The organism is Arenibacter catalasegens (assembly GCF_002909235.1).
Classification (GTDB): domain Bacteria; phylum Bacteroidota; class Bacteroidia; order Flavobacteriales; family Flavobacteriaceae; genus Arenibacter; species Arenibacter catalasegens.
On sequence record NZ_PHQQ01000017.1, the window covers coordinates 54,775 to 73,543 of the forward strand.

Below are 18,769 nucleotides of genomic sequence, written 5' to 3' on the forward strand. Positions count from 1 at the left end.
CATCTCCAGTCTTGCCTATTTTAGAAATTCATCAATATATAATTCATTTTTATTTAATGTGTAAATATTAAAAATTGAACAAAAAAATAGCTGGGGGACATGCCCCAGCTATTTTTTGCTCACTCACTTTATTAGGTAGTAGAAAATTAATTTCAGACAGCAACCTGTTTTACAAAAAGTCCAAACTAAAAATTAAATTATCACCTATTTTATGACATGTAAGAACAACAAATTAACTTTAATTAATTTATTCAAGTAATTCCTATTTAAAGATTATCTGCTGAGTTTTATTTTTTCCAGAAATTATATAAGTATTCTCCCGATCACACATTTTGTAAATGGTCAGATTATCGGAATGTTCAGAATTAATATATTGGAAATCGTAAATGATTTTTCGCAAAAAAGAATAATCTTCGTTAATTATGTCAACTTCAATATGATCAGAAATGGATACGGTTTCGGTTAAATCGACCAATTCTACATCCGGAGCAGTACTATTAATTGGCAGTGACACCCTAGAGTTCCTTTTTAAAAAGGATCTAATTTTGGGTTTTATGGGTAAAATCCCTTTATTCCTTAAATACGTCTTAAACTTCATAATAAAAGCAACTAAATAGGCCCCTAATTTTTTACCAATATTTCCCTTATTGTACACAATGTGACATTCGTATGGCTCAACGGAATTACACCACAAACTTTTGTAAGCCAATTCTCCCCATCGCATATCATATCTACTAAAGCCATTTGCAAAACACCATTCTATTTTCTTCAATACCGCTATATTGCCAAGTCCGAATTTGGCATAATCAATATCATAGGAAGTTATGGCACTATCAAAAATATTTTGATAGTGAAAGTTAAGACCGATTACAATAGGTTTTTCACCATCCGAAATGACAAAAACAGAAGCTCTTTTATCCAATATTAGCTGATAGGCAGCATCCTTATAAAAAGCCCATTTTTTCAGACCAGAATGTTCCTGATTTCTTTGAGAAAACCTCGTATTAATCATTGATTCCAAATAATCCATCAAAAAAATATATTTTTTCTGGTTTATAGAACCATAAAACATCTCATAATTAATATCAAAGCATACCTCCAATCTTTTGTGGCGACTGTTTATAGTTTTTTTAACTCCTTTACTAAACTGAGCTTTCATGTACTCCTCCACATTATTAAAATTATCCAAAACTGCCTTATAACCCGTGTACGTATTGAATTTATAAAGACCGTATGAAGAGCTCTTCTTGTCAATTTTAAGTTCAAAGTATGGTGGGATATACTGAACAATGGAGATGTCACTTATATATATCTCACTATTTTCTTTATTATTATTAATGAATATATCACCATTGGTTTTATTATATAAACCCTTATAAAACGGAAAAATAGAATTTTTTTCAAAAAATTCGTGACTAAAATTTAATCTTTTAAGCATGAGGGGTATTAAAATTTATTGGATTCTAACAAAAAACCCATAATAATAAAAAACCAAAATAGTAACAACTTTCCAGCGTTCAATTAAGGTTAAATTATTTATTAAAATTGGTATGGGCTTATCATGGTTTATTTTAGTAATCTTTTCTTTAATGTTAATCCAAATTTCGTGATATATCTAAAAATTTTGTTGAATAGGTAGACAAACAATTCAAAAAACAAGCTTTTGTACTTTAGATTTCCCTTGAATAATATAGCTCATTTCCTCATTAATAACCCGATAAATATTAATATCCCTGGAGTGCTCCAAATTATCATATTGATAATTACACACTGGATTTTGCAAAAATTGAAACTCTATAGCATTAAAATCCAGAGCACTTAATTCTTCGTTAAGAGGAAGTTGATCTAAGTCCTCTATTTTATAAGCGGGACCATTATCTTTATTGATATTTCCGATGGCTTTATGCATATCCCGAAATTTAAAACTGACTTTTAACGGTAATATTTCATGGAGGAGCAAGAATTTCTTTAATATTATAATTTTAGAAACCACAAACGCCATAATTTGTGAAATTGGCAAATCGTTATAAATAACATCACATTTATACTCTTCAATTGCATTGCACCATTGTTTCTTATAGCGTAATCTCCCCCAACGCATATCCATTCTTTTATAATTATTTTGGAAACACCAATCTAATTTTTGAACAACGGCAATATTCCCCAATCCAAATTTGGCATAATCAATATCATAGGAAGTAATGGCACTATCCAAAATATTATCAAAATGATAACTAAGACTTATGGCTATGGTTTTTTTGTCATCGTAGATAACAAATAATGAGGCTCTTTTATTTAAGATTAATTCGTAAGCATTTTTTTTGTAGAAATCCCACCTTTTTAGACCAACATGCTCCTCACCCCTTTGTTCAAATCTAACTCTTATCATACGCTCAAACTCCTCAAACAATACCCGGTATTCGATTTGCTCTATTTCTCCAAAATAAATTTTATACTTAATATTAAAACAGGATTCCAGCCTTTTTAATCGGTTTAATATATTCTTGCTATGCCTAGAGCCCATATGTGAATTCAAATATTGTCCAACACTTGAGTATGGACTCAAATCAATTATATAACCAGTTCTGTATCTAACTCGAAATGTCCTATAAGGTGTATTATGATTGTTAATTTTCAAATCAAAATATGATGGAATCATGTTTACTACACAAACACATATGCCTTTATTGAGTTTTTTTATTTCATTAACACCTTCATTGTAAATAATCTTGTCATTGGTTTTATTATTTAAACTATCATAAAATGGTATTAAGGAATTATTCTCAAAAAATTCGAAAAAAAAGTTTAACTTTTTAAGCATGGGGAACACTCATTAAATGTTAGGTAATACGTAAGATATTCTATTTTTAAATAGCCAAAATTTAGCAAACAACACGGATTAAGTTAAAAGAATAGAAACTCTAAACTTACTCGATACTTACAGCATAATCTGAACTTTAATCCTAAGCGATTCCTTTTAAAAGTCTACACATAATTCACGAAAATCCATATACAATGGCTAATTATTCAAAGTTATAAAATAAGTTTAAACAAACTCGATTTTCCCTCGATAATATAGGTCTTATCCTGATTTTCAATACTGTAAACATTAATATCATTAGTATGTTCAACATGGATATATTGATAATTATATACCGGATTACGCAAATATTGAAACTCACTTCCAGTAATGTTTATAGATTTTAAGTCTGTCCCAGAAGGAAGCTCCGCCAGGTCTTCAAGTTTATAATCAGGTGCATTATCAACTCTCTCACTTGGCTCATTCTTTTTTGTACCCCAAGATAAAAATTTCAATTTGAGGGGGAGTATATTGCGTTCTATCAACAATTTCTTAAGGTTCATCCCTTTCGTAACTAAAAAAGCAAGTAACATGTCGGTGGGGATATTTTTATTATAAAGAACGTCACACCTATATTTTTGGATATCATTGCACCATAGGAGTTTATACGGCAATTCTCCCCAACGCATATCCACTCTATTATAATTATTTTCAAAACACCACTCCAATTGTTTCGCTATGGCAATTTGCCCCAATCCGAATTTAGAATAATCAATGTCGTAAGAAGGCATGGCAATATCCAAAATATTCTCAAAATGATAATTTAAATTAATTACAATGGGTTTATTATTATCATATATAACAAAAAGAGAAGCACGCTTCTGTAGTATTAAATCATAAACACTATCCTTATATTCATCCCATCTTTGAAAACCTACATGCTCATCACCCCGTTGTTCAAACCTACTGCCTATCATTCGCTCAAACTCCTCAAACAAAAATGCATATTCCGTCTGATCAATTTCGCCAAAATAGTTTTTATAATTAATATCAAAACAAGATTCAAGCCTTTTTAATCTACTTAAAATATTCCTCCTGTTTTTAGAGCCCAAATGTGACTTTAAATATTCGTCAGCACTAGAGTATTGACTTAAATCTATACTAAAACCGGTTCTAGGTTTAACTTGAAAAGCTCTAAAAGGTAAGTTTTGCTTGTTTATTTTTAAATCTAAGTAAGGTGGAATAAAGTTTAAGACATATACTTTATTCGCTGGCTTTTCTACTTTTCCGTTGTTCTTGTTAACATTAATATTAGTATTGTTGTTCCCCATTTGATAAAATGGAAATATTGAATCTTTTTCAAAAAATTCGAAAAAAAAATTCAATTTCTGAAGTCTTCTGTAAATCATAACTCCGTTTATTTAATTACCGTTAATAATATTTGAATTACGCTAACGAAAAGTGTAATATGGTTAAAAATTTAATCCGAGATAAATGTTCAACACTTATCCCGGATGTTTTAAATGGCTATGTTAATCTTTAATAATATTTACAGTACTTTAAGTAAGACTCTTTAAATTTTCGTTTAAAACGCCATCACCTCGAACTCTGACCTTCTGTTTAATTTATGTTTAGATTCTGGACAGTAGGTATTATTATCACATTCGTTCACCAATTGTGTTTCACCAAAACCTTCTCCTGTTAATCTAGAAGCATTTATTCCTTTTTTATCTGCCAAATACTCCAAGGTTTGTTTTACCCTCTTCTCGGACAACCCTTGGTTATACTTTTCAGCCCCTCTGGAATCCGCATGAGCGCCAACTTTTATGGTCACTGCAGGATTTTCTTCCAATATCACAGCCAACTTATCCAATAGCTCCTTATATGGCTTGCTCAGGTAAGACGAATTTAAACTAAAATATACATTCCCCAAGTCTTTTATTTTATTCTCCAGTGCTGTTCTTCGGCTGTTTTCCGCATCCCTTCTAGCTTGCTCTTCTGCAGCCAAACGCGCCTTTTCCTTTTCTTGTGCCAAACGCTCAGCCATAAGCCTAGCCTCTTCCTCAGCCTTGTTCGCTGCTGCAATAGAATCCGAAACTCTTTGGTTCTCTTCTATCAATGCCAATTTTTCCAGGCCTTTTTTGGACAATTCCTTTTCTATTCCAAATCGGTATACCACTCCTGCCGAATGTTGTAACTGCTTGGTGGATCCTTCCTTAATCCCCCATTTACCCATGGTATTAAAATTTAGACCCCAGCGGTCGTTGAACCAGGTATTAAACCCAAAACCGGCATTGGCAGTTGCCCTTCCCACAGATCCAATATCACTATAGCCTGCACCCACATGAAGAAATGGATCGAACCAACCTGTTTCTCCAATAATCTTGTTCAGGTCATAACTTATCATACCATCAATAGCATAATAATCTCTTTCCACTAAATTAATTGCGCCATCGACTTTCTTCCCAATATCATATTTATTATAGGAACCAATGGCTTTTACACCAAGTCCATTCCTAAAAGTTCTGCCCACACTAATTGAAGAGGGATAAGGAAGTGCGTGCCATGTTTCTTTAATATTTAAGAAATCACCACCAAACGGGGTAGCGGAATCGTCTACTATATTGTAGCCCAGACCTAGAACCCAGGAACTGGAAACAACACTATCTTTAGCTGTAAGTTGTAATTCTTGGGCACTACCATAATTAAAGGAAATAGCACATAAAAAAGTAATTGCAAGTGCGTAGGTTTTCATAACATTGTAATTTTGGGATTCTTTATAATCTTTGTCCAAAGCTATGGCAATGTTAAATGGACACCATTTATATTCTACTAAATGCTGTTAAACTCGTTAAGTGGTTTCCCACAAAACTCATATTTTAAAATTACGATTCTCCGTAATTTTTCATCCAAGAAAAAGGTATCTTATCGGTTATAATAGGCCAATCCTTAAAGTTGCAATGGCAATCCATAAAAATTTGAAATGAATCTATTTTGTTAAAAATAATCGCAATGGAAATATTAAAATATTAGGCCCTACAATTGTTTGGACACAAATAGTTTACTGAAAACTTATTTCCTTTTGGGTGAGAGGCATTTTATAAATATAAAAGGGCGTTGTAGCGGCATTCATGTTTTCTTTCTTGGAAAGGGTCCTTTCCTTTTGCCCAATGGTAATATTTTCCAAGGACTCTTTTAAAATGACCAATTCCGATTTGCCAACATCCAATTTGGTTCCTGCACAATACACCAATAAAAGTTCTTCTGTAAAATCTACCTCTGGAATTGGTAACCCAGGTTTTCTAGTTCTATTGATCTTTAGGAATAAATTCTTCAATGCTTTAGGATCCCTGATTACCTGAAATTCTGGTTGTTCTACCCCACTATATTTATCCTCCAACACTAATTGAAGCTTCTTTGAGTCCTGTTCGGAGCTATCTACATTATCGTGAGATACACCTTTTTGCCCAACACAGGCAATACCAAACAGGGATAATATGATCAGTATTAAGCGCATTAATTCTGCTGTAAACTTTCGTGTCTGGCCAAAAGGGCCTTTTCATATATTGCTTCATATAGTGGCAATACCTTTAAAATATCAAAATCCATAGCAGCTTTTGCCGCATTGGATTTAAATGTTTCCAAGGTTTCATCATCACTTAATATCTTCAGTGCGTTTTCGGCCATTTCATTTATATTGCCCACATCGCTCAAATAACCTGTAACGCCCTGTATATTCACCTCAGGAATTCCCCCCGTATTACTGGAAATAACCGCTACCCTATTTATCATGGCCTCCAAAGCTGCCAATCCAAAACTCTCGGTCTCCGATGGCAAGAGAAACAAGTCCGAAAAACACAATATCCTATCAATTTCATTGCTATTCCCTAAAAATATAACCTTGTTGGCTATCCCAAGCTCCTCACACAAACGTTCAGCGCCTTCCTTTTCCGGCCCTTCCCCGACCATGATCAACTTAGCTGGTATTTGCTTTTGAATCTTATTGAAAATATGAATTACATCTGGAATACGTTTAACCTTCCTAAAATTACTGATGTGAGTAATGATTTTTTCATCTTCGGATGCCATTAATGAACGTTGACAATCCGTAAAATGCATACTGTATTTCCTCTTGTCTATAAAATTTGGGATTACCTCTATGTCTTTTTTAATATCGAACAATTCCAGTGTACTCTCTTTTAGGTTCTGTGAAACCGAGGTCACAATATCAGATTGATTTATACTAAAATTAACTGCTGGTCTATAAAAAGGGTGCTTGCCCACCAAAGTTATATCTGTACCATGTAAAGTTGTTACCATAGGAATATATATCCCCTCCTCTTCCAACATTTTCTTAGCCATATACCCAGCATACGCATGTGGTATGGCGTAATGAACGTGAAGTAACTCGATACCGAACAACTTTATAGTATCTACCAACTTACTGGAAAGAGCCAATTCGTAAGGCTGGTAGTGAAACAATGGATATTCCGGTACATGTACTTCATGAAAGTATATTTTATTGCTCAACAACTCCAAACGCACGGGTTGACGGTAGGTTATAAAATGTACTTCATGTCCTCTATTGGCCAGAGCAATCCCCAATTCCGTGGCCACCACCCCGCTACCTCCAAAAGTAGGATAACATACTATAGCTATTTTCATGTGTTTATCTTTATTGCATTTTAGTAGTCACATGTCACCGCAATACCCTACGGATCCAATCAATTATTGTACTCCAAAAATGCCTTAGTCGGGCGAATTGGGATAACATTTCAGTATGCTTTTACACAAAATGATATTTTTCCCAAAAAACCACGGTCCATATTTTTACAAAGTAAGTATTTAATTTATTATGGCTTCATAAATAGCCTTCTGAATCCGTGTTCTTAACCCAGATTTAACTAATAGTGTATTGGAAGCAGAGGGATAAGTTCTATTTGATAAAAAGACATAAACCAAATCCTTTTCTGGGTCGGCCCAAGTATAGGTTCCCGTAAAACCACTATGCCCAAAACTTTTTCTTGACACCAAACTACAAGCCGGCCCCCCTCCGTGTACCTCCGGCTTATCGAAACCTATGCCGCGTCGCACATTTTGATCGCAGAAATAGCAAGTATTGAACTTCTTTACCGTTCTGGCCTCTAAAAACTGTTTTCCGCCATAAAAACCATTTTGCAGGTACATTTGCATAATTTTAGCCACATCATTGGCGTTGCTAAAAAGTCCGGCATGACCTCCAACGCCCCCCTGCATGGCCGCACCCATGTCGTGCACATAGCCCTGTACAGTCTGGTATCTGTAATAATTATCTTCCTCCGAGGGTACTATATCCCCCTTTAAAAACTTGTTTAGTGGATTAAATCCGGTATGGGTAGCACCAAGGGGTTTATATAAAAACTCCTCGGACAATTTATCTAATCCGTCATTATAGGTATCCTCAATGTATTTTTTCATAACATAATAGGCTATGTCACTATACCTATACCGATTGGATTTAAGGTGCTGCCTACCGATTCTGTTATAAATGGAATCTTTATACACATCCGCAATAAATAATTGGTCTGCCACCTTAACGGAGAACCCGTTTGTTGATTCGTGCCTATAAAACTCATTGGAGGGTTTTCTTTTATCATCCAAGGTGCTAATATAAAAGGCTATCCAGGCGGGTAATCTACCATAATGTGAAAGGGCCTTTAAAACAGTGACATTTTTTAGTTCGGAATTCGTATAAGCAGGTATAAGCTCCTCAAAGGTATCATCCAATGCTATTTTATCTTCCTCCTCCAACTTCATTATCATTGGCAGGGTAGCCAAAATTTTGGTTATAGAAGCCAAATCATAAATATGATCTGGTGTTATTTTTTCCTCGGAATCATACGTTGGTTTTCCAAAACCTTTATTGTACACTACCATTCCTTTCCTAGCTACAAGAACTTGAGCTCCTGGAAACATCAAGGAATCCAAACCATTCTTAACCATTTCATCTATTTTGGCCAATTTAGAAGAGCTCATACCTACCCTTTCCGGAAGACTATATCCCAAACGCATTAATGATTCTACGGGAATAGTTGTATTTACAGGAAATTCATCATGGGAGGTAACTGGCAAAACCCCTTGGGCCGGAATGGCTCCAAAAATGACCTGTGCCGTCTTCTCTTGGGCTATTTTACTATTTTGGTAACCTATGACAACAGCATCGATACTATCAAATGAAGGCACCTCCAACAGGGCATATGGTTTTACAAATAAGGCAAGTATCAGATTGGAGGTCCGTTGGCTTGCTATTTCCCCTAACCAAGAAAGTTCATTTTTACTAAATTTATAAGATTTCCATGGGCTTTCATTGCTCTTGTGCAACCCAATGATCACCAAGTTAAAATCAGTCAATTTTTGTTTTAGTGTGGTTATGTCCTTACCATTAATTTGTGTTACCGTAGCATATTTATTCAATTCATTCAGAAATGGATCGCTTTCAGCATCTCCGAACTTGACATAGGCAATTTTCTTATTCTCCAATTTCTTGATCGCCATCAAGGAAAAATCGTTCTTGACCACTGTAATTGCATTCTCAATAGCCTCTTCGTAAAGTACATCATCCTCTATCGAATTTAAATCTTCATAGAGGTGTTTTATTACAATAGGTCTATAGTGATTTAGACCCACCTTATACTTTGCCATCAATATCTTCTTCACGGAAGTTGATAGCCTGCTTTCGGTAATTCTACCTTTATTATAGGCTTCCGTAAGTTTGGCTTTAGCCTTAACAACATCCAATGGCATTAGGAGAATATCATTCCCAGCCAGAAACGCTGAAAGCTCTACTTCACCTTCTTTGGCAAAATTGGAAACTCCGGCCATATTTAGTGCATCTGTAAACACTAATCCCTTAAAATTTAATTGCTCCTGCAACACATCTCCAATGATCTGTTCCGATAGGGAAGATGGATAACCCTCCTTTATTTCCAGGCTTGGGACACTTAAATGAGCTACCATAACACTGCTTAAGCCCTCATTGATCAATTTTCTAAAGGGATATAATTCTATACTATCCAAACGCTTCCTTGTGAAATCTATTACTGGTAAAGCTTTATGTGAATCAACGGCAGTATCTCCATGTCCTGGAAAATGTTTTCCGCTTGAAAGTACTCCAGCACTTTCCATACCCTTCATAAAAGATATTCCTTTTTGGGCCACATTTTCACGGTCCTCTCCAAAAGATCGATTCCCAATTATTGGGTTCTGAGGATTAATGTTAATGTCTATATCAGGGGCGAAGTTAATATGCACCCCTAATCTATGGGCATGTTTTCCAATTTGATTTCCAACTTTTTCTACTATGGAATTATCCTTAATGGCTCCCAAGGTCATATTCCAAGGAAAAGCATAAGTAGAATCCAATCTCATGGCTAGACCCCATTCGGCGTCCATGCCTATCATTAAGGGAATTTTAGCATTTTTTTGAAAATCATTGGTCATCTGGGCCTGTCGGACAGGACCGCCAGTTGAGAAAATAACTCCACCAATATGATGTTCCCTTATTAATTTTTTAGTTATTTCAGAACCGGCCTTATTTTGATCGGAGGTAACCATTACCATGAACAACTGCCCCAATCTTTCATCGAGGGACATTTGATCATAAGTGGTATTTACCCAGCCCTGTTGTGACAAAGAATCCGTGGTAACTAACGGATTCATTTGACCGTGAACTGTATAAAATGAAATAAAGAGTATTAAGACTAAGTGGTTTATGCGCATAAAAAAATCCATCTTTGATGGTAACTAACAATTAACTACATTATTGTATAAAAACGAAAAGTAACCCAAACAACGGGTTGAGTAGCACCCTCAGCTCGTGATTTTTACATAAAACGGCCGTGCCAACTTTCTTCTGCAGGTACCTCCCAATGATTTAGGTATTCGTGCTTATTGGTTACCAAATTATTAAAGACTATAGTTTTTTTGGAAACCGCTTTTTGTTTGGCCATTTTTTTGAAGTCGATCAAAGTTTTGTATGCTACAAATTCGCCCTGCTTATAAGAAACATTCATTTTATCCAAAAGTTCCATGTCGTATTTTTTCTCTAACTCTTGTATAAAATGTACCGAGGCGTCAATGGAGCAACCCGAAGCAGCATTTAGCGATTGGTCCAGTGCAAGGATAATAAACCTATTATACCTAATTTCATAACCAGCGCGCAATTCGCTTCCATGAGCGGTCCAATCCGCTATAAAGGTATCCAACTCTTTTCTAAGTTGTTGCAATTCTTCTTCTGAAAAACTTCTACTGGCTTGAAAGATCCAAACCCTAGATTCATCCGGCAATGTATTAAATTCTACGAGCATTTATTAAATTTTTAATGTTCACCCAAACGTTGATTCTTGTCTTGATTTTTTTTCATCGTCTGGTACTATTCCTCCTGGTCTTGATCTTGGTTTTTCTTAAGTCTGGGGTTTTATTTTTTATTGATAAGTTCCAAATTACTTGTTCACTGCAATTCGAAAGAATCTAGGTAAGTACAAATTTACAAATCCTCGGCCATAGCAATCAACTCTGCAATATCCATCACTACTACTGTGGATTCTTTTTCTTTATTCTTCACCCCATCGGTCAACATGGTATTGCAAAAAGGACAACCTGCTGCAATAATATCTGGCGTTGTTTCTAAAGCCTGTTCTGTTCGTTCTATATTAATATCCTTCTTTCCCTTTTCTGGCTCCTTGAACATTTGTGCACCTCCGGCACCACAACACAGTCCACGTTTTTTACAATTCTTCATTTCTACCAACTCGGCATCCAATTTTCGGATCAAATCACGTGGAGCTTCATACACATTATTGGCTCTTCCCAAATAACACGGGTCATGAAAAGTAATTTTCTTGCCTTTAAACTGTCCGCCTTCCACACTAATCCGCCCTTCTTCCAATAATTGCTTCAGGAATTGCGTATGATGAACCACCTCATAATTTCCTCCAAGTCCTGGGTATTCATTTTTTAAGGTATTGAAACAATGGGGACAAGCTGTCACAACTTTCTTAACCTCATAAGCATTTAAAACCTCTATGTTGGTAACTGCCTGCATTTGAAACAAGAATTCATTCCCTGCTCTTTTGGCCGGATCTCCAGTACAGCTCTCCTCAGTTCCTAAAACAGCAAAACTCACCTTGGCCTTGTTTAAAATCTTGACAAAAGCTTTGGTTATTTTTTTTGCCCGATCGTCAAAACTACCAGCACAGCCTACCCAAAATAAAACTTCTGGTTGTTGACCTGCTGCAAAAAGTTCTGCCATTGTAGGCACTTTTAATTCATTTTCCATTTTAGCGGTAATTACTTTATGATTCCTTGGACCAATTAAGCCTATCCATTTGGTTGAATGGCCAAGGTGCCCCATTATTTTCTATATTCCCCATCATATTATTCAAGTCAGATGGTGCTGCAGATTGCTCCATCACCAAATATTGACGCATATCCATAATAATTGACAATGGGTCTATACTCACGGGACAAGCCTCAACACAAGCATTACACGAGGTACAAGCCCAAAGCTCTTCCTGGGAAATATAATCTCCCAACAGCTGTTTGCCGTCTGGCACGAACTCTCCTTTATTCGTATCAATATTCTTGCCAACCTCTTCCAGCCTATCCCTAGTATCCATCATAATTTTACGTGGGGACAATTTTTTACCGGTCTGGCTGGCCGGGCACTCGCTAGTACAACGACCACATTCAGTACAGGTATAGGCGTTGAGTAATTGCACCCATTTAAGGTCCATGACATCTGAGGCTCCAAATTTTTCAGGTATAGGCGCATTCTCTTCGGGTGCAGCAAAGGGATCCGCACTTGGATCCATCATTAACCTTACTTCCTTGGTTACCGCCTCCAAATTATCAAACTGCCCTTTTGGCTTCAGCTTTCCAAAATAGGTGTTTGGAAAAGCCAATAGAATATGTAAATGTTTGGAATAATATAGATAATTCAAAAACAATAGAATACCCACAATATGTAACCACCAAGCAGAGCGCTCTATTAAAATTATTGCGGACATAGACATTTCGTGGAAAACGGGAGCCATAAACTGGCTAACAGGAAAGACCCCTGCCTTGGTATAATGCACCGCTTCCATTTGTTGTAACTGGTAATCGGCGGCGTTCATAGTCAAAAACAAAACCATTAGCACCAATTCTATATACAAAATTAAATTCCCATCCTTTTTGGGCCAACCGCTCATCTCCGGATTCAAGAATCTCTTCAATTTAATAATGTTCCTCCGAATCCAAAAAATAATCACCGCCACAATTACCAGCAAGGCCAAAATTTCAAAAGATCCAATTAGGAAACTATAAATTCCCCCCAAAAAGGAGAAAATTCTATGTGTGCCCAGAAGACCATCTATAATGATCTCCAATACTTCAAGATTAATAATAATAAATCCGATATAAACAATAACATGAAGAATTCCCGGAATAGGACGTACAACCATTTTAGTCTGTCCCAAGGCAATCCTAAACATATTCTTCCACCGCTGCGACTTATTATCGCTGGTATCAACCTCTTTACCCAATTTAATGTTTCGGGATAGTTTTTTAACGTTACGTGTAAAAAAACCAATACCCGCTAAGAGTACAATTGCAAAAATAATATTAGGAATATAATCCATAATTTAGATCTCTATTTTTGGGCCGGGTCTTCTAATGGAAGTGCGTAATCTATTTGCTTTTTACCAAAAACGGAAACATTTACATACCGTTTTGGATTTAGGCGAAAATCCTGTAAAAGTAAATCCAACTCTTTAGAGGCATCCGCCAGATTATTATATAGAGCCTTGTCATTTATCAATTTTCCCATGGAACCCTCACCGCCTTCAATTTTGGCCATCACATCATTAATATTACCCATGGTAACCTGTAGTCCCTTTATGGTTTTGCCCAGTCCAGCATTGACCAAGGTATCGGAAAGCTGGTTAAAATTATCGGTTATGGCACTTAAATTATTAATGGAATTATTTAAATTATCCTTATTGTCCGCTAAAAGTTTGTTTATTGATTTCGCGCTTCCTTGAAAACTTTGCACCAACTCGTTCAACCCCCTGATACTTTCCCTTAAATCCTTTTTTGTTTTTGGGTCCAAAATATCATTAACATTCATCAATAAGGAATCAGCATTGGACACGGCACCTTCCACTTTTAGTTGTAAAGGCGTTAATCTTTGCTGTACCAATTCTGTAAGTCCTGGTCTGGAACTGGAAATCAATGTATCCCCGGTTTTGGCCATTACGGAACCATCAAATACTGGCTTGATCTGAATACCCTTACCTCCTATAATTCCGGTATCATATAATTCTGCAGTGCTGCTTTTGGAAAAGGAAAAACTATTGTTAACGCTAAAAGTTACCAGAAGATTACCAGAAGCATCATTAAACCTTATATCGTTTACTTTCCCAACGGAGAATCCGTTTATAGTAACTTGAGTTCCGGATTGCAGTCCACCTACATTACTGTAAACGGCATAGAAGGTTTTACTATTGTCAAATAGAGGCGTAGATTTTAAATAACTAAAACCAAGTATGAATAAAAGTATACCCCCTAAGACTACAATACCCGTTTTTATTTCCCTAGATATTTTCAAAAGATTTTATTTTCAGTTCTTAACAAAATTAGAAATAATTTTTAGAAGAGTGACTATTATTCCGACACGTATTTAAGAGCCTCCGTTTCAGAGATGCGTACCCCATCTTTATAGGCAACTATATAAGAGGTGGTATACCCTTTGGCATCTGCATTGCTCTTCAAAAGAGTTGCCTGAAAATGAGAATCCGTATTACCGTACATATAACGATATAAATTACTGTAAGGCTCTTTGGAAAGAGTGTTAAGTCCTTTGAAGTTCTCAGAATTCAAAGGAATATTTTTTGAGCTCGCAAAAATCTGCACCTTAAAAATAATATTCTCTGATTTATTGGTTGTCTTTTCCGCTACTTGGGGCTCCTCCTCCTTCTTCTTGGGCTCCTTAACCAACTCCTTTGTAGTATTGTCAGCTTCATTTTTTACCACAAGTACCGTTTTTGAAATATTCTTGACCGGTTTCTGCTCCAGCAGAAGTTGTTCGGATTTCTTGTCCTTTGACCCTGTACCTTTGGAGACTGATTTATTTACCGATTCCTTAACTTCATCCTGTTTTGTTGCGGGATTAATCGGCGTGTTGTTTAAGGCAAGGTCGTCTGTAGTGGAAATCATATCGCCCTTATACAAAAGAATGGCTTCAGCAATGGCCTTGCCCATTTCAATATGTCCCTTTGAAGAATTTAAATAGGCACCTTCATCCTTATTGGTCAAAAATCCAGTTTCTACCAATACGCTAGGCATAAAAGTCTGGTGAAGTACAATAAAACCGGCTTGCTTAACTTTTCTATCCGTTCTTTTCAATTTGTTGGAAAAATTATCTTGCATCAATTTGGCAAGATTGATACTTTGATCTAAGAATTCCTCTTGCATAATGGTAAGCCCGATTATAGATTCCGGGGAGTTAATATCGTAGGCCGCATATCTACTCTCATAATTATCTTCCAGATAAATTACCGAGTTTTCCTTTTTTGCTATTTCAAAATTCTGTTTATTGGCATGTAGTCCCAATACAAAAGTACCGGCACCATGGGCATCGGAACTATGTGAATCGCAGTGCACCGAAACAAATAAATCCGCATTGGCCTTATTGGCAATTTCACCCCTGAGGTATAGGTCTACAAAAGTATCGTCTTTACGTGTGTAGATAACCTTAATATTAGGGTTTTTCTCCAAAATCTCCCCTACTTTTAAGACAATCCTTAAGGCTATATTTTTTTCCAAATACCCATTCCCCAAATTACCAGGGTCATGTCCTCCATGTCCGGCATCCAAAACAACCACAAATTTTCCGTCATTGTCATCGGTTTTGATAATTTTGGAAAAAGAAGTCAGAAAATATGTTAAAATAATAAAGGGAATAATATAAAACCGTTTCATATTCATATAAATAGAGATAATTTGATCTTTTAATAAGGTTAAATTTATCGCAATACCCTATAGGCAGTACAAAAAATATATGTAAGTTTGAACCCAAAATGTAGCTAAACCGTTACAAAAATAGGATATATAGCTTTGCAATCAAATAAACATCATGTACTTTTCCTATTGCTGCTATTATTTGGCACCATTACTGCCTTTGCCCAAGAAGATCAGATTAAGCCATTGCCCATTGTTGCTCATAGAGATACAATAATTGCACCACTTTTACCAGATCCAAAATTAAAAGACACTATTTTAACCGATTCTATAAAAATAGACTCCTTAAATGGCAAACAACCCCTTCTCTTGGACAAAATTAAATACAAGGCCAAGGATTATGTGAAAATGAGCCAAAAAGATCAAAAAATATATCTTTACAATGAAGCTGAACTATATTATCAAGATACCGAATTAAAGGCAGGTATCATTATAATGGACTATATTAAAAATGAAGTCTACGCTGGGCGCATTAAGGATTCCCTTGGAAATTACACCCAACTGCCGTTTTTTAAACAGGGAACGAATGAAGTAATCCCAGACTCCATCAGGTTTAATTTTGATACTCAAAAAGCTATTATTTGGAACTCCAGAACGGAGCAGCAGGCAGGTTTGGGACAATTGGGAAGCGATGCAATGAAGGTTTACGCGGAGATTACCAAAAAGGAAAACGATTCTGTTTATTTTCTAAGCGAAGGTAAGTTAACCACCTCCAAAGATACTGTTAACCCTGATTATTATATTCGTGTAAAAAAGGCCAAATTTGTACCTGGCAAAAAGGTAATTGCCGGATTCAGCAACCTGTACATTGCGGATGTGCCCACACCAGTAGCGCTTCCTTTTGCTTATTTCCCCTTAACTATGGGCAGATCGGCGGGAGTCATGATGCCTACTTTTGGTAGTGATCCAGATAGGGGGTATTTTCTGCAAAATGGTGGATACTACATCCCCGTAAACGACTATGTAGATCTTACGCTCACCGGGGATTTATACACCAACGGGAGTTATGGTCTTAGAACACAATCCATTTATACCAAAAGATATAAATATCGGGGTAATGTCAACTTTAGATATGAAAATCTGGTCACAAGTCAAAAAGGCTTTAGTGATTATAGCCGGACCACTATTTACAATATTCAGGTTTCCCATGCCCAAGATGCAAAAAGCAATCCAAATTCTAGATTTCAGGCTTCCGTTAACCTAGGGAGTAGTTCCTATTATAGGAATTCCCTGCTTCAGCAGAATTTACCAAATACTCAGGTGAACAATTTATCATCGTCCATTTCTTATTCAAAGACGTTTCCTGAATATCCATCCGTAAACCTTAGTTTAACGGCCACACATAACCAAAACACCAATACTGGTGCAGTAGATGTAACCTTACCCACCTTGCAAGCCAGTATGGAGCGTATATATCCATTTGCACCCCGTGAAGGCATAAAAAAGGGTATCATTCAAAATGTAAACTTTCAGTATAACCTAAATGCCAGAAATAGCATTAAGACTACAGAAGAGGATTTTTTAACCAGTAGGATGTTCGAAAATTCACTTTTTGGGGCTAGACATACTATTCCCCTAAGTACCAACTTTAAAGTGGCAAAACATTTTAGTATAAGTGTTGGCGGTTCCTATGAAGATGTTTGGGCTATAGAGACCTATCAACGAGGGTACGACCTAGAAACTAAAAGAGAAGTTATTACGGATACCCTTAATGGGTTCGACCGTTACAACAAATATAACTTTAGTACCAGTATTGGGACTACTTTATACGGACTGGTCAATTTTGGCGACGACAAAAAAATTCAGGCAATCCGGCACGTTATGCGTCCGTCTTTAAGTTATGGCTACGCTCCATCATTTGAACAATACTATGACAGCTATATTGGAGCCAATGATGAATTGGAACTTTATAGTAGGTTCGAGGGCACTTTAAACGGGGCACCGGGTCTAACCCAATCCAGTTCTATGAGTTTTTCCCTTGGCAACCAGTTCGAGGCCAAGGTGCGTGACAAAGATTCTACTGCAACTAAACCTAAAAAAATATCGCTATTGAGCAACCTTAACCTCTCTACGGGATATAATTTTGAAGCGGATTCCTTAAAATTAAGTCCATTGAACTTGACCGGAGGAACAAATATTCTAAACAATAAGATGGCCATTAACTTTGGCGCCAGTCTAGATCCTTATGCCATTGACAATAATGGAACGCGCATCAATACCTTTAACGCCGACAATGGAGGTAGTTTGTTTCGACTTACTTCTGCCCGGGCCAACCTTAGCTACTCCCTGGACAGTAAGACTTTTGGAAAAAAGAAAGATGAAAAAAAGGAAGACGATAAAAATGAATACGACTATGTTGCATCAAGTGGAGGAAGGGATGACGACCTTTTTGGTAGGGCCAATGACTTTAACGAAAATAGGCCCGGCGATGACGAAAAGAAAGACTCTGAAGATGTAGAAAATCCCATTTATGGAACAAAATTACCCTGGGACCTACGATTATCATATGCGGTTAATTATAGTAATTCTAACCGCCAAAACACCATAGGCAGCCATTCTTTAATGTTTTCTGGAAACATTCAACTTTCCCCAAGATGGAAAATCGGAGGATCTTCAGGTTACGATTTGGAGAACAAAGGGTTTACCCTTACCCAATTACGTTTTGAACGTGATCTGAAGAGTTTTAGGATGAATTTTAACTGGACCCCATTTGGCACCTACAAACGCTGGTACTTCTTTATAGGCATTAAGAGTTCCATTTTAAAAGATTTGAAGTGGGAAAACAGGAGTAAATCCAACTAGTCGAAGATTAAATTCTTAGGCTTCAAACCTTTTTAAGCGGACAAATTTTAGACCACGGCTTTAAACCACATAATTTTGCAACTTCCATTTGTGGCTAATCCCCTTGGTGTGGGAAACATTTAAAATTAT

At 36.3% G+C, this 18,769-nt stretch carries 13 protein-coding genes; 1 reads left to right on the forward strand and 12 read right to left on the reverse strand.

What is annotated here, in order from left to right:
* Positions 1–262: 262 nt before the first annotated feature.
* The 12 genes from CWD90_RS13835 to CWD90_RS13890 form a co-directional block, all read right to left on the reverse strand.
* Positions 263–1,438 (reverse strand): GNAT family N-acetyltransferase, encoded by a 1,176-nt coding sequence (locus CWD90_RS13835; protein WP_103476666.1) that lies wholly within the window; start codon positions 1,436–1,438, stop codon positions 263–265.
* 210 nt (positions 1,439–1,648) lie between these two features.
* Positions 1,649–2,821: a GNAT family N-acetyltransferase gene (locus CWD90_RS13840; protein ID WP_103476667.1), complete on the reverse strand. Its 1,173-nt coding sequence runs from the start codon at positions 2,819–2,821 to the stop codon at positions 1,649–1,651.
* 212 nt (positions 2,822–3,033) lie between these two features.
* Entirely contained in the window at positions 3,034–4,131 is a 1,098-nt protein-coding gene (locus tag CWD90_RS13845) for a GNAT family N-acetyltransferase (RefSeq protein WP_157941232.1), read from the reverse strand.
* A 254-nt stretch (positions 4,132–4,385) separates the two neighbouring features.
* Positions 4,386–5,555, reverse strand: a complete 1,170-nt coding sequence (locus tag CWD90_RS13850) for an OmpA family protein (protein ID WP_103476711.1) — start codon at positions 5,553–5,555, stop codon at positions 4,386–4,388.
* Positions 5,556–5,861: 306 nt separating this feature from the next.
* Positions 5,862–6,317: a hypothetical protein gene (locus CWD90_RS13855; protein WP_103476669.1), complete on the reverse strand. Its 456-nt coding sequence runs from the start codon at positions 6,315–6,317 to the stop codon at positions 5,862–5,864.
* Entirely contained in the window at positions 6,317–7,465 is a 1,149-nt protein-coding gene (gene bshA, locus CWD90_RS13860) for an N-acetyl-alpha-D-glucosaminyl L-malate synthase BshA (protein ID WP_103476670.1), read from the reverse strand. The genes CWD90_RS13855 and bshA overlap by 1 nt, the downstream gene beginning before the upstream one ends.
* Before the next feature lie 180 nt (positions 7,466–7,645).
* Positions 7,646–10,558, reverse strand: a complete 2,913-nt coding sequence (locus CWD90_RS13865) for a glycoside hydrolase family 3 N-terminal domain-containing protein (protein WP_103476712.1) — start codon at positions 10,556–10,558, stop codon at positions 7,646–7,648.
* Positions 10,559–10,662: 104 nt separating this feature from the next.
* Positions 10,663–11,145, reverse strand: coding sequence for an ABC transporter ATPase (locus CWD90_RS13870; RefSeq protein WP_103476671.1), 483 nt, complete (start codon positions 11,143–11,145; stop codon positions 10,663–10,665).
* Positions 11,146–11,324: 179 nt separating this feature from the next.
* Positions 11,325–12,116 carry a (Fe-S)-binding protein gene (locus tag CWD90_RS13875; protein ID WP_103476672.1) on the reverse strand — a complete coding sequence of 264 codons (792 nt, stop codon included), beginning with the start codon at positions 12,114–12,116 and terminating at the stop codon, positions 11,325–11,327.
* 16 nt (positions 12,117–12,132) lie between these two features.
* Positions 12,133–13,458, reverse strand: a complete 1,326-nt coding sequence (locus CWD90_RS13880) for a (Fe-S)-binding protein (RefSeq protein ID WP_103476673.1) — start codon at positions 13,456–13,458, stop codon at positions 12,133–12,135.
* An 11-nt stretch (positions 13,459–13,469) separates the two neighbouring features.
* Positions 13,470–14,426, reverse strand: a complete 957-nt coding sequence (locus CWD90_RS13885) for an MlaD family protein (RefSeq protein ID WP_103476674.1) — start codon at positions 14,424–14,426, stop codon at positions 13,470–13,472.
* 56 nt (positions 14,427–14,482) lie between these two features.
* Positions 14,483–15,805 carry an N-acetylmuramoyl-L-alanine amidase family protein gene (locus CWD90_RS13890; protein ID WP_449371719.1) on the reverse strand — a complete coding sequence of 441 codons (1,323 nt, stop codon included), beginning with the start codon at positions 15,803–15,805 and terminating at the stop codon, positions 14,483–14,485.
* Between the two features lie 129 nt (positions 15,806–15,934).
* Between CWD90_RS13890 and CWD90_RS13895 the strand changes: the two genes are divergently transcribed.
* A complete protein-coding gene (locus tag CWD90_RS13895; protein ID WP_103476675.1) occupies positions 15,935–18,640 on the forward strand; it encodes a putative LPS assembly protein LptD in 2,706 nt (901 codons plus the stop codon).
* Positions 18,641–18,769: the final 129 nt, after the last annotated feature.

Coding starts and splice junctions, on each gene's coding strand:
- CWD90_RS13835 (WP_103476666.1), bottom strand. CDS start 1,438: ATGCTTAAAAGATTAAATTTTAGTCACGAATTTTTTGAAAAAAATTCT.
- CWD90_RS13840 (WP_103476667.1), bottom strand. CDS start 2,821: ATGCTTAAAAAGTTAAACTTTTTTTTCGAATTTTTTGAGAATAATTCC.
- CWD90_RS13845 (WP_157941232.1), bottom strand. CDS start 4,131: ATGGGGAACAACAATACTAATATTAATGTTAACAAGAACAACGGAAAA.
- CWD90_RS13850 (WP_103476711.1), bottom strand. CDS start 5,555: ATGAAAACCTACGCACTTGCAATTACTTTTTTATGTGCTATTTCCTTT.
- CWD90_RS13855 (WP_103476669.1), bottom strand. CDS start 6,317: ATGCGCTTAATACTGATCATATTATCCCTGTTTGGTATTGCCTGTGTT.
- bshA (WP_103476670.1), bottom strand. CDS start 7,465: ATGAAAATAGCTATAGTATGTTATCCTACTTTTGGAGGTAGCGGGGTG.
- CWD90_RS13865 (WP_103476712.1), bottom strand. CDS start 10,558: ATGCGCATAAACCACTTAGTCTTAATACTCTTTATTTCATTTTATACA.
- CWD90_RS13870 (WP_103476671.1), bottom strand. CDS start 11,145: ATGCTCGTAGAATTTAATACATTGCCGGATGAATCTAGGGTTTGGATC.
- CWD90_RS13875 (WP_103476672.1), bottom strand. CDS start 12,116: ATGGAAAATGAATTAAAAGTGCCTACAATGGCAGAACTTTTTGCAGCA.
- CWD90_RS13880 (WP_103476673.1), bottom strand. CDS start 13,458: ATGGATTATATTCCTAATATTATTTTTGCAATTGTACTCTTAGCGGGT.
- CWD90_RS13890 (WP_449371719.1), bottom strand. CDS start 15,805: ATGAATATGAAACGGTTTTATATTATTCCCTTTATTATTTTAACATAT.